A 12,051-nucleotide genomic window follows, 5' to 3' on the forward strand; every position below is an offset into this window, starting at 1 on the left:
GTAACCATCACTACGTACATAAATTCCTAACAGAAGGATGAGAGAGAAACATGGGCGACCATAGTCACGGCAGTCCCGAAAACTCGGGCACCGTTGCTAAGGCTGACGATGTAGCTCAGGATCGATTCCCAGATCCGGGCTTACCACCCCATCGTCCGCGTCTCGCAGACCGCGATCCGCGCGCAGCCAAGCGACATGAGCGTCAAGTAGCGCTCCTATTTACCATCTCCATCATCGGCACGCTCTTCTTCTTCGTGGCCTACTTCGTCCTGGGCCACCTGGGCGAGATGACCTTCGCTGAACTGCGTGTGCAGAACGCTGCACTGGGACTGGGCACCGCTTTCGCGATGCTCGGTATCGGTGTGGGTATTGTTCACTGGGCCAAGACCCTGATGCCGGATCACGAGCTCATGGAAATGCGCCACGAGATCCGCTCGGAAGAAGATCGCCAGGATGCCGTCGAAATCATCGATACCGTGCTCGAAGAGTCCGGCATCAAGCGTCGTCCGCTGATCCGCAATACCCTGATCGGTGCCATCGCCTTGGCGCCAATCCCAGCAATCTTCATGTTCCGCGACCTGGATCGCACCGGTAACACCGCGAACGAGATGATTGATTCCCTGCGCCACACCATGTGGGACAAGGGCATCCGTCTGACCCGCGACCCATCCGGTACCCCGATCAAGGCTTCGGATGTGCAGATCGGTTCCGCATTCCACGTGATCCCAGAAGGCCTCAACGAGACCGAGCACCCGCTGAACGAAAAGGCCAAGGCCGTCGTTCTGCTGATGCGCATGGATCCATCGGAAATGCAGATCTCCGAGGGACGCGAAACCTGGAACGTCGACGGCATCGTCGCATACTCCAAGATTTGCACCCACGTGGGTTGCCCGATTGCTCTGTACGAGCAGCACACCCACCACTTGCTGTGCCCTTGCCACCAGTCGACCTTCGACCTGACGCAGGAATGCAAGGTCATCTTCGGCCCAGCTGGCCACGCACTGCCACAGCTGCCAATTACCGTGGACTCCGAGGGCTACCTGGTAGCTCAGAGCGACTTCCACGAACCAGTTGGCCCGTCCTACTGGGAGCGTGGTTAATCATGACGACGACTAACGAATACCAGGCATCGACCGCTACCGGCCGCATCGCCAACTTCGTGGATTCCCGCGTCGGCGCTTCGGGCATGGTCAAGGAATTCGGTCGCAAGATCTTCCCGGACCACTGGTCGTTCATGTTCGGCGAAGTGGCAATGTACACCTTCGTACTGCTGCTGCTCTCGGGCACCTTCCTGACCTTCTTCTTCGATCCGTCGATGGCTCACGTCATCTACAACGGCTCGTACGTACCGATGAAGGGTATCGGCATGTCGACGGCTATGGCCTCGACCATGGATATCTCCTTCGACGTGCGCGGCGGCCTGTTCATGCGACAGGTACACCACTGGTCGGCCCTGCTGTTCGTCGCTTCCCTGTCCGTGCACATGCTGCGCGTATTCTTCACCGGCGCATTCCGTCGCCCACGTGAACTGAACTGGGTTGTCGGCGGCGTGCTGCTGATCATGGGTCTTGCTGCCGGCTTCACCGGCTACTCCCTGCCAGATGATCTGCTGTCCGGTAACGGCCTGCGCATTATCGATGGCGTCATGAAGGCACTGCCGATCGTCGGCACCTACCTGTCGATGTTCTTCTTCGGCGGCGAGTTCCCTGGCGATACCGTGATTCCGCGACTGTACTCGTTGCACATCATGATTGTTCCTGCGGTCATCATCTTGCTGATCGTTGTGCACCTGTTCATGGTCGTGACCCACAAGCACACCCAGTACCCTGGCCCAGGCCGCACCAACGACAACGTTGTTGGCTTCCCGGTTGGTCCGGTATACGCAGCCAAGGCCGGTGGATTCTTCTTCATCGTCTTCGGCATCGTGGCTTTCATTGCTGGCCTGTTCCAGATCAACCCGGTATGGAACTACGGTCCATATGACCCATCCCCTGTTTCGGCTGGTACCCAGCCGGACTGGTACATCGGTTTCGTCGATGGCGCGCTGCGCTTGATGCCAGGTTACCTGGGCAACTTCAGCTTCGAATGGATCATTCCATTCCCATGGGGCGATAACACCCTGGTGATGTCGGTACTGCTGCCAGCACTGGTTCCTGCAGGCGCACTGTTCGCAGTGATGTTCGCATGGCCGTGGATCGAACGCTGGATCACCAAGGACAACCGCGAGCACCACCTGCTCGACCGTCCACGCAACGCTCCATTCCGAACCGCAGTGGGCGCTGCCGGCGTAGTCTTCTACTGCGTCATGTGGGCTGCTGCATCCTCGGACTTGATCGCGACCCACTTCCACGTGTCGCTGAACGATGTCACCTACTGGCTGCGTACGCTGTTCTTCCTGGGCCCAATCTTCGCCTTCTGGTTGACCCGCCGTATCTGCCTGTCGCTGCAGCGCAAGGATCGCGAGATCGTCCTGCACGGCCGCGAAGCTGGCATCATCCAGATGTCGCCTGAGGGCGGCTTCTCGGAGAAGCACGAGGAAGTCGACGTCTACAAGCGTTACCTGCTGACCAACTACGTTGATCGCCAGTACATCCCGGCTCAGCCTGACGCAGCAGGACACGTCTCCGGTTCGGAGAAGCGTCGTGCAGCAATCTCGAAGTTCTTCTTCGAAGATCGCGTCGCCCCGGTAACCCCATCGGAGCTGGAAGCTGCTCATGCAGCCCACGGCCACCATGAGGTTGAGGGTGACACGCAGGACTCGATCGCCAAGTAATAGCGACCTGAGTTAGTCACAAAAGGAGGGACACACCGCAAGGTGTGTCCCTCCTTTCGTTAACCCGGCTTTCCCAAGGGTCCCAGTGAGCCTAGCGCCGGTGAGCGCTCCGAAGACGCATGCTTGACGCCCATCGAGATTCCAGTGGCTTAGAACGGCATCTGGCACTGCCGGGTGCTCAGGGTGGAAAGTCCGATGCTGCTCCCCCAGCCGCGTATCGAGCTGCGCTCCCCAGTGCGGAGAAGAAATGGCCATCGTGTTTGGCAAGGCAGTCAGAAATGCCGTTCGGGGCTGAATGCTACTGCCGGCCTGCAGTGCAGCCATTCCGGATTGGCTGGAATCGAATGCGGCACGCCAATGCCAGTTGCGACAGGCGCAGCTGCCCGGAATCGTCCCGGGCCGAACCGGAACGGAGAGCTGAACAGTGCATTCGTCTTTCCAGCGAAGGCCCTCCAGGCTGAGGACGAGCTCAGTTTCGCAATCACGTTCGCCAAGACTTCGGATGCAGCAGTTTCGACTCCCGTTTTGGCGCTCGGCATGGCCGAGCCGATGGCCGGGGCGTTCTTCCAATGCTGCTCCCCTGCCAGAAAGAATGCCCGGCAGGCACCATGCCCTCCAGTCCTGCTTCAGAATCGTTTGAATTGGATGACGGAATAACTCTGGACGCATCGACCGGATGGCAGAATCTCGCTGCAAACAGGACTGTGTGATCTAGGGATATATTGGATCTTCGCTGCGGCCTATCGCACCAGTGTGGCTGGTTTCCCACTGGACAGGGCGGCTGGAGTGTCCACTTTTCAACTTCCGTCGACATTCCATGTCCTGCTGCCTTGAAGGGGCTTTGAGCTTGGGCCGAGGTTTTCTTCCGTGTGCCGGAGACCTACTTGCTCCTGCTATAGCTCCATACCGGCGGACCAGGCTGCGGGAGTGCTTATTCAGTAGTTGATGCCCGGAACCACCTTGAACGGCAGATATGGCATCCCTGGGCATGGTTGGCGGGTTTGCCTGGTACTGGCCCGTTGAAATCGAAGCAGCCGGCCGCATGGCCAGGCTAGGCCTAGAAAGTATCGGTGTAGCGAGGCGTGCGTGTGCCCACTCGCTGCAACGGCACGAAGAGCTTGTAGCGGTCTGAGCGGTAGAGCGAGACCGAGTAGTCGGCTAGCCGATCGCCGATGTAGGCATACCGGGTGATCTGCAGGAGCGGGAAGCCTGGTTCTACGCCCAAAAGCACGGCTTGCCGCTTGCTCGCCGCAGTGCTTTCCACCTGGTCCTCACCCCATTCGAGCAAGATGCCATAGCGCTCGTGCAATGCCTGATAGAGCTTGGACGGCGGCTCGCCATCCACAAAGCCAGGCACGAGATCGGCAGGCATATAGTTCTCGTCCAGGCTCATGGGGGTGCCATCGGCCAGCAGCAGGCGTTTGAACTGGACGACTGCAGTACCCTCCTCCAACATCAGCTGCGAGGCCAAGGTGGCGCTGGCTTTGATCTCCGCGAATTCGAGTACATGGGCATCGGGAACCATGCCGCGGCGCATCATATCTTCAGAGTAGGAATGCAGGCGGACACGAAGGTCCAATTTTTCGGGCACGACGAACGTGCCGATTCCCACCACGCGTTTAAGCACTTGTTCATCCACCAAGGCATCGATGGCTTGGCGGATGGTCTTGCGGGCCACGCCGAAGTGCTCTGCCAGCACGCGTTCGGGCGGAAGCTTGTAGCCGGGTTTGCAGGCCTCGCGCGCATGGGTCTTGAGAATCTCTCGGATTTGCCGGTACTTGCTTTGCCGGCTGGCCGGATCAAGGTGCGCCTGGACATGTGGCTGCGGTGCGTGGCGCATGCTGCTTCTCCTTGATCTGAATATCCTGACGGCCTATCGCCATCGAGGAACCCCTATTAAAAGACTAACGGGACGACAAGCAAAATTGCTTGTCGTCCCGTTAGGGTTACTGCCTAGTGAGCGTGATCGCCACGGCTGTATTCGTAAACCCAGCCGGTCACGCCAACGACGGCCAAACCGGCGCCGATGAAGAAGACCCACCAGCCCACAGCGAGGCCAAGGAAGCCAATCGCTGCAGCCGAAGCCAGGACCAATGGCCACCAGCTCCATGGGGAGAACATTCCGATATCGCCGGCGTTCTCGTGGATTTCGCCATCCACGCGGTCCTCGGGCCTGTTGCCAACGCGCTTAGCGGTGAATAGCAAGTAGCCACCTACCATCGCGGACAATCCGACCAGCATCAGCAATGCCAGGAATCCGACCCATTCGCTCCAGTTGGTCATGTAACCGTAGACAATCGCTACTGGGGTGAAGAAGAAGACGCCACCCAGGAAAATCCAGGATTCAACTTTCATCGTTACACGTCCTTCTGGTCAGCCGAGCCGAAGATCTTCGCAACCGGAGTTTCGGGGGTTACCCGTCCACTCAGTTCCGGGTGGTGCAGATCCAGTGCCGGACGCTCGGAACGGATGCGAGGGATCGAGTGGAAGTTGTGTCGTGGTGGAGGGCAAGAAGTTGCCCATTCCAGCGACGCGCCGAAGCCCCATGGATCATCAACTTCGACCTTCTTGGCGTTTCGGTGGGTTACCCACACGTTCCAGAAGAATGGAATCATCGACGCACCCAGAATGAATGCGAAGACGGTCGAAACCTGGTTCATGGTGGTGAAGCCATCTTCAGGCATGTAGTCGGCGTAGCGACGTGGCATGCCCATAACGCCCAGCCAGTGCTGGATCAGGAAGGTGCCGTGGAAGCCGATGAACAGCAACCAGAAGTGAATCTTGCCAAGACGCTCGTTGAGCATCTTGCCGGTCCACTTCGGCCACCAGAAGTAGAAGCCAGCGAACATCGCGAACACAACGGTACCGAAGACTACGTAGTGGAAGTGAGCCACAACGAAGTAGGTATCCGATACGTGGAAGTCCAGCGACGGAGCCGACAGGATAATACCGGTCAGACCGCCGAACAGGAAGGTGATCATGAAGCCCATGCTCCAGAGCATTGGGGTTTCGAAGGTGATCGAGCCGCGCCACAGGGTTCCGATCCAGTTGAAGAACTTCACACCGGTTGGAACTGCGATCAGCATGGTCATGAAGCCGAAGAACGGCAGCATTACCGAGCCAGTGACGTACATGTGGTGTGCCCACACGGAAACCGACAGTGCGGCGATCGAGATGGTCGCGAAGACCAGGCCCTTGTAGCCGAAGATCGGCTTGCGGGAGAACACTGGGAAGATCTCGGAGACGATGCCGAAGAACGGCAAAGCAATGATGTAGACCTCAGGGTGCCCGAAGAACCAGAACAGGTGCTGCCACAGTACGGCACCGCCATTCTCTGGATCGAAGATGTGGGCACCGAAGCGGCGGTCTGCACCCAGTGCGAACAGCGCAGCTGCCAGTGGCGGGAAAGCCATCAGGACCAGCAACGAGGTGATCAGGGTGTTCCACGAGAAGATCGACATGCGCCACATGGTCATGCCAGGTGCACGCAGGCAGATGATCGTGGTGATGAAGTTGACGGCGCCAAGGATGGTACCGAAGCCCGACAGTGCAAGGCCGAAGACCCAGAGGTCTCCGCCGATTCCTGGCGAGAAGGTGGTGTTCGACAGCGGAGCGTAAGCGAACCAACCGAAGCTAGCTGCACCCTGTGGGGTGAGGTAGCCGGCCAGAGCGATCAGCGAGCCCAGCGAGAAGAACCAGAAAGCCAATGCATTCAGACGTGGGAAGGCCACATCCGGGGAACCGATCTGCAGGGGCATCATGACGTTGGCGAAACCTGCGAACAGCGGGGTCGCGAACATCAAGAGCATGACAGTGCCGTGCATGGTGAACAGCTGGTTGTACTGTTCCTTGGTCTGCAGGATCTGCATGCCTGGTTCGAACAGCTCTGCACGAATCAGCAGCGCCATAACGCCACCGACACAGAACAGGATGAACGAGCTGATCAGGTACATGTACCCGATCTTCTTGTGGTCGGTCGAAGTAATGTAGTCGACGAACAGACGACCCTTGGACTTCGGCACTACGGCTGGAGCAATCGACTTCACGTCGTCAGTTGCATATTCAAACGTTGTCATGATTACTCTCCTTCCCCGTGCTCTACTACGACGCCGTTAACAACATCTGGCTTACGGTCGTACTCTTCACCAATGTGTCCATCTTCCATCTTTGCCAGCTGAGCCTTGAACTCGGACTCATTGACAACCTCGACGTTGAAGAGCATCTCGGAGTGGTACTCGCCGCAAAGCTCGGCGCACTTTCCGTCGTAGCTGCCTTCAACCTGTGGAGTCAGGTAGATGTAGTTGGTCTTGCCTGGGATCATGTCCAGCTTCTGCAAGAAGGCTGGTACCCAGAAGGAGTGGATGACATCGCGGCTATTCAGCTCAAGGGTTACCGACTTGCCCGCTGGCAGGTACAAGGTTGGCAGTTCTTCGCGAACGCCTTCCGAGCCATCGGTGTTCAGGTGAGCCTGTTCGCCGGCGTAATACTTCTCGGTGCCCTGGTAGCTGTAGTTGAAGTCCCACGACCATTGCTTGGCTCGGACATCGACTACGACCTCAGAATCAACAGGGGCGTTGATCTGCTTTTCCAGGGTGTTGTTGAAGCTAAAGAAGACTAGAACAAGGACCAAAGGAATGGCCGTGTAGAAGATCTCCAATGGCAGGTTGTAGCTCAGCTGACGCGGGTAACCCGTATCGTTCTTGCGGCGGCGGTAGGCGATGACGCACCAGAGCATCAATCCCCAGGTCAATACGCCGACGACAATAACAGCGATCCACGAGTTAACCCAGAAATCCTGGATTGCCCCGGTGTGGTTGGTGGTGTCGCGCTCCACGTTTGGGAGCCAACCGCGTTTTGCCTCCGCTGTACATCCCGTCAACAGCAATGCGCCAGTGCCGACTAAAGCCAGTACTTTGGCTTTAGCGGACCCGCGACTGCCGGTTCGGTCTTGCGAACTCACAGACGGCCCTTCCTCTTTGTTGGTGCAGAATGTGGTCTTCATAAGTCACCTCGTGGTTTAAACGAGTTGCACGGTGAGGTGGCTCACGAAGGGAAACATAGTTTTACTACTTAATGTAGAGCTTACCCTCTTTGGGGTCAGAATGCCGAAAAACGCCGCTGTGCTAACGAGAAATTTCTTCAACGTTTGAACAGCGGCGTTTGTTCCCTACGGCCTAGTGGAAGGAATCTCCACAGGCGCAGGAACCCGATGCGGCCGGGTTGTCGATGGTGAAGCCCTGCTTCGAGATGGTGTCCTCGAAATCAATGGACGCGCCAGCGAGGTACGGGACGCTCATCTTGTCAACGATGACCTCAACGCCATCGAAGTTGCGTACCGCGTCGCCGTCGAGCATGCGCTCATCGAAGTAAAGCTGGTAGATAAGGCCCGAGCAGCCACCTGGCTGCACGGCGATGCGGAGACGAAGATCATCCCGGCCTTCCTGTTCCAGAAGCGAGCGAACCTTGTCCGCCGCCACGTCGGAAATCTCTACCTCATGGGTTGGCACCTCGGTTGGATCGCCCTTGGTCTGGTCAACAGATGCAGTCATGATTTTCCTCCCATACTGCTCGATGCGGCACCAAGCTCCAGATTTGTTACTGGAACCGGCACCTCTGTTCTTGCTTCTATCCTACGTCGCTACGCTGAAGAATTCTTCCCCTGCGTCTCTCCGTATGACACGGTTCATAGTCCCTTGGCGTTGATCCTCGCCAGCATGAGGGCTTCAGCCTCGATTGCGTGCTGGAAGTCGCCTAGATGCAGCGACTCGTTGGCCGAGTGCGCACGCGAATCGGGATCCTCGACACCGGTCACCAGGATCTGCGCCTTCGGGAAAACTTCCAGCAAATCTGCGATGAATGGAATTGATCCACCCAGGCCCATATTCACTGGTACAACGCCCCAAGCTTGTTCAAGCGCCCAGCGCGCAGTGTCATTTGCCGAAGCGTCCAGGTTCGCCTTGTAGGCGTTGCCTGCTTCGGTGGCGACAAATTCAACCTCGGCGCCGCGAAGGTCAACGCTTTTGACGTGTGCTTCAAGGGCCTTGAGCGCATTTGCAGGATTCTGCCCTGGGGCCAGGCGCATCGATACCTTGAAACGCGTTGCCGGCAGCAAGGTATTCGACGAGTGGTCGACACTCGGGATATCCATACCAATCACGCTCAGTGCTGGTTTATTCCACAAGCGGTCGGTGATCTTGCCGGTGCCGGCAAGCTGGAAGGATTCCAGAACGCCGGAGTCCCTGCGGAATTCGGCTTCGTCGAAGTCGACTTCAGCGATGTCGTTGGCAACCAGGCCGGCAACGGCAACAGAACCGTCTTCGTTGTGGAAGCTGGAGATCAACTTGGCGGCGAGGATCGGGCCATCGAGAACTGGTCCGCCAAACATGCCCGAGTGAACTGCATGGTTCAACGAGCGAACGGTGATCTCCGCTGCGCACATGCCGCGCAGCGAGCTGGTCAGTGCTGGGGTTCCAACCGACCAGTTGGACGAGTCGGCAACTACGATCACATCTGCTGCCAACTTGTCCTGATGGGCTTCGAGGAAGTTGCGGAAGGATGGGGATCCTGCTTCCTCCTCCCCCTCGAAGAAGTAGGTCACGCCGACGCCGAAATCGCCAATGAGGTCAAGCACGGCGCGCATCGCCGCGATGTGGACCATGATGCCGGCCTTGTCGTCAGCGGCACCGCGGCCGAACAGCCGGTCCCCTACCTTCGTGGCTTCGAATACCGGGGTGTTCCAGTCCGCCTCGTTGCCAGGAGGCTGGACGTCGTGGTGTGCGTACAGCAGCACGGTTGGCTTTCCGGGTGCCGCCTTGCGCTGGGCTACCACGGCAGGTGCGCCCATAGCGCCGTTCTGCGCAGGCTCGCGCAGGATTTCCACGGTCTCCATCCCGGCCGACTTGGCCAATTCGGCCACTGCCGCAGCCGATTTTTCCAGGTTCTGCGGGTCGAAGGATTCCCATGCGATGCTCGGGATCGCGACCAGGGAAGTGAGCTCTTCGAGGATCTTCTCGAAGTTCGTTTCGATGTGGCTTTTTAGCGCGGCAATATCGACGCCGCTTGCAACAGCGTCGAAGGTAGTATTTTCGGTCATGTCTTCAGCCTAGCAATTCCTCGCGTATCGAATGTCACGCCGATAACTATTTCCGGCTAGAATAGAGGGGTGTTTGGACGTAAGAAGGATGAACCTCAATCCCCCGTAAATGTGGAGTCTGCCCAGCAGGCCCCGGAAACAACCGACGGCCGCAAGACTGGTCCAACGCCCAAGCGCAATGCGCAGCAGGCGAACCGTCAGCGCCCGTTGGTTCCTACCGATCGCAAGGCCGCTAAGGAAGCCCAGCGTCAACAGCGTGTTGAAGCGCAGAATCGTTTGCGCATAGCCAACGAAACTGGCGATGAACGCTACCTGATGCCACGCGACAAGGGTGAGCAGAAGCGCTACACCCGTAACTTCATTGACTCTCGCTGGATGTTCGGCGAGTTCATGATGTTCATCATCCTGGCCTTCTTGGTTGTCTCGCTGGTGTTCCAGCGCAACCTGCAGATCCAGATGTTTGTGCAGGCGGCCCTCTGGGTTGTTATCGCACTGATCATCATCGAAGCAATTGTGACGACCATGCTCTTGAAGAAGCGCCTGGTCGCCAAGTTCGGCCACATGGAAAAGGGCGTACGCATGTACGCGGCAATGCGTGGAATGCAGTTCCGCAAATTGCGCCTGCCAAAGCCACAGGTCAAGCGCGGCGCAAATATCGACTAGTCGATACCGCTAGACCGCAAAGGGGCAAGCTCGCTGAGCTTGCCCCTTTCTAGTTAATTGCTTAATTGAATAACAATGTTCAAAGTTTGTGGATCCAAGTACAAGATGAAGCAAATTCGGCGATTGGAATATCGTTGCCGCGACGCATTTCTGCCAATCACTGTCCGTGCTCGCAGCATGCGGCCTTGTTGGCTCCGATACAAGGATTCATCCCGGTCGGCAACCGTTATTGCCACTTTCTCCCCTAGCGCAGCTGACCTTGCCTAGTCTCCTGATCCAAGTTGCGTTCGAAGCTGTTGCAGGCAGAACGTACGCAGGAGATGGGCCGAGTTAACGCGAAATGGCTCCGATTCTTTGCGAATCGGAGCCATTCCGGAGCATTTGGGAAATTCCACTCCAAAGAACTAGAGCATGCGCTCCAGGTCCTTATTGATCGAACGTGCCCAGAACGGACCCTCGTAGAGGAATGCGGTGTAACCCTGTACCAGGTCCGCGCCTGCGTCCAGACGTTCCTTCACATCCTCGGCATTTTCCACGCCGCCGACGGCGATCAGAGCCATTTCGGCCGGAACGAGTGAGCGCAGCTGGCGAAGAACTTCAAGTGACCGCTGCTTGAGCGGAGCGCCAGATAGCCCGCCGGCGCCAATCTCTTCAACCTTGGACGCATCGCTGGTCAAGTTCTCGCGACCGATGGTCGTATTGGTGGCAATAATGCCGTCGAGTTCAAGTTCCATGGCCAAGCGTGCAACGTCAGCGACATCCTCATCGCTAAGATCGGGAGCAATTTTGACCAGCAACGGAATATGGCGGCCGGCAACCTTGTCAGCCAACTGGCCGACTTCCGAAAGCAGCGGACGAAGAGAGTCAACGCTCTGGAGCAGGCGCAGACCAGGGGTGTTGGGGCTCGAAACATTGACGACCAGGTAATCTGCGTGGATCGCCAGCTGGCGGGTGGACGCGAGGTAATCCCCTACCGCGTCTTCCAGCTCTACGACCTTGGTCTTGCCGATATTCACGCCGATGACCGGGCGGGTTCCAGCGTAACCAGCCTTGAGCTCTAGGCGAGAACTGGCGACACGGGCAGCGACAGTTTCGGCGCCTTCGTTGTTGAAGCCCATCCGGTTGATTACCGCGCGGTCCTCGACCAAGCGGAAGAGCCGCGGTTGCGGGTTGCCGGACTGGGCCTGTCCGGTGACGGTTCCGATTTCAACATGGCCGAAACCGATGTCGCTCAACGCCAGGATTCCGGTGGCGCCCTTGTCGAAGCCAGCAGCCAATCCGAATGGGGACGGGAAGTCGATGCCCATAACGGTGCGCTTCAGCTTGGGTGCCGGAGCGAAGAACTTGCGAGCTGCCTTAGTGAGCCCTGCGCGTTGCGCAGTCTTGATCGCGTTGAATGCAAAATGGTGAGCCTGCTCAGGATCCATCTTGGTGAACACGTGCTTGAAGACCAGTGGGTATATGCGCATGGAACCATTTTCCCGTGAAGAACACGAAACAGACAACTTGAGATGGGTAGTAT

The 12,051-nt window shown here is 57.8% G+C and carries 10 protein-coding genes; 3 read left to right on the top strand and 7 right to left on the bottom strand.

What is annotated here, in order from left to right:
* Positions 1-50 precede the first annotated feature (50 nt).
* Positions 51-1,100: a cytochrome bc1 complex Rieske iron-sulfur subunit gene (gene qcrA / locus AAZQ98_RS05685; protein ID WP_434690467.1), complete on the top strand. Its 1,050-nt coding sequence runs from the start codon at positions 51-53 to the stop codon at positions 1,098-1,100.
* A gap of 2 nt (positions 1,101-1,102) precedes the next feature.
* Complete coding sequence (gene qcrB / locus AAZQ98_RS05690; protein ID WP_332728100.1) at positions 1,103-2,773, top strand: cytochrome bc1 complex cytochrome b subunit; 1,671 nt, start codon at positions 1,103-1,105, stop codon at positions 2,771-2,773.
* Positions 2,774-3,830: 1,057 nt separating this feature from the next.
* Here the strand turns inward: qcrB and AAZQ98_RS05695 are convergent.
* From AAZQ98_RS05695 to AAZQ98_RS05720, 6 genes are all read right to left on the bottom strand, one after another.
* Positions 3,831-4,613 carry a GntR family transcriptional regulator gene (locus AAZQ98_RS05695; RefSeq protein ID WP_434690470.1) on the bottom strand — a complete coding sequence of 261 codons (783 nt, stop codon included), beginning with the start codon at positions 4,611-4,613 and terminating at the stop codon, positions 3,831-3,833.
* A 113-nt stretch (positions 4,614-4,726) separates the two neighbouring features.
* Positions 4,727-5,128, bottom strand: coding sequence for a cytochrome c oxidase subunit 4 (locus AAZQ98_RS05700; protein ID WP_332504116.1), 402 nt, complete (start codon positions 5,126-5,128; stop codon positions 4,727-4,729).
* 2 nt (positions 5,129-5,130) lie between these two features.
* Entirely contained in the window at positions 5,131-6,849 is a 1,719-nt protein-coding gene (gene ctaD / locus AAZQ98_RS05705; RefSeq protein ID WP_105658346.1) for an aa3-type cytochrome oxidase subunit I, read from the bottom strand.
* 2 nt (positions 6,850-6,851) lie between these two features.
* Positions 6,852-7,733, bottom strand: coding sequence for an aa3-type cytochrome oxidase subunit II (ctaC, locus tag AAZQ98_RS05710; RefSeq protein ID WP_105658345.1), 882 nt, complete (start codon positions 7,731-7,733; stop codon positions 6,852-6,854).
* Between the two features lie 214 nt (positions 7,734-7,947).
* The gene (locus AAZQ98_RS05715) at positions 7,948-8,322 is read right to left on the bottom strand and encodes a HesB/IscA family protein (RefSeq protein ID WP_105658344.1); all 375 of its coding nucleotides are present in this window, start codon (positions 8,320-8,322) and stop codon (positions 7,948-7,950) included.
* Positions 8,323-8,456: 134 nt separating this feature from the next.
* The gene (locus AAZQ98_RS05720; protein ID WP_434690473.1) at positions 8,457-9,866 is read right to left on the bottom strand and encodes a dipeptidase; all 1,410 of its coding nucleotides are present in this window, start codon (positions 9,864-9,866) and stop codon (positions 8,457-8,459) included.
* Positions 9,867-9,935: 69 nt separating this feature from the next.
* Between AAZQ98_RS05720 and AAZQ98_RS05725 the strand changes: the two genes are divergently transcribed.
* The gene (locus tag AAZQ98_RS05725; protein ID WP_434690475.1) at positions 9,936-10,529 is read left to right on the top strand and encodes a DUF3043 domain-containing protein; all 594 of its coding nucleotides are present in this window, start codon (positions 9,936-9,938) and stop codon (positions 10,527-10,529) included.
* Between the two features lie 404 nt (positions 10,530-10,933).
* On the opposite strand, the gene AAZQ98_RS05730 is transcribed toward AAZQ98_RS05725, so the two are convergent.
* Positions 10,934-11,998: a quinone-dependent dihydroorotate dehydrogenase gene (locus AAZQ98_RS05730; protein ID WP_434690478.1), complete on the bottom strand. Its 1,065-nt coding sequence runs from the start codon at positions 11,996-11,998 to the stop codon at positions 10,934-10,936.
* Positions 11,999-12,051 lie beyond the last annotated feature (53 nt).

This window comes from Glutamicibacter sp. Je.9.36 (assembly GCF_051129975.1).
Classification (GTDB): Bacteria; Actinomycetota; Actinomycetes; order Actinomycetales; family Micrococcaceae; genus Glutamicibacter.

Excerpts from the sequence above, each read along its gene's own strand:
- qcrA (WP_434690467.1), top strand. The coding sequence starts at position 51 with ATGGGCGACCATAGTCACGGCAGTCCCGAAAACTCGGGCACCGTTGCT.
- AAZQ98_RS05715 (WP_105658344.1), bottom strand. The coding sequence starts at position 8,322 with ATGACTGCATCTGTTGACCAGACCAAGGGCGATCCAACCGAGGTGCCA.
- AAZQ98_RS05700 (WP_332504116.1), bottom strand. The coding sequence starts at position 5,128 with ATGAAAGTTGAATCCTGGATTTTCCTGGGTGGCGTCTTCTTCTTCACC.
- AAZQ98_RS05720 (WP_434690473.1), bottom strand. The coding sequence starts at position 9,866 with ATGACCGAAAATACTACCTTCGACGCTGTTGCAAGCGGCGTCGATATT.
- ctaD (WP_105658346.1), bottom strand. The coding sequence starts at position 6,849 with ATGACAACGTTTGAATATGCAACTGACGACGTGAAGTCGATTGCTCCA.
- AAZQ98_RS05730 (WP_434690478.1), bottom strand. The coding sequence starts at position 11,998 with ATGCGCATATACCCACTGGTCTTCAAGCACGTGTTCACCAAGATGGAT.
- AAZQ98_RS05695 (WP_434690470.1), bottom strand. The coding sequence starts at position 4,613 with ATGCGCCACGCACCGCAGCCACATGTCCAGGCGCACCTTGATCCGGCC.
- qcrB (WP_332728100.1), top strand. The coding sequence starts at position 1,103 with ATGACGACGACTAACGAATACCAGGCATCGACCGCTACCGGCCGCATC.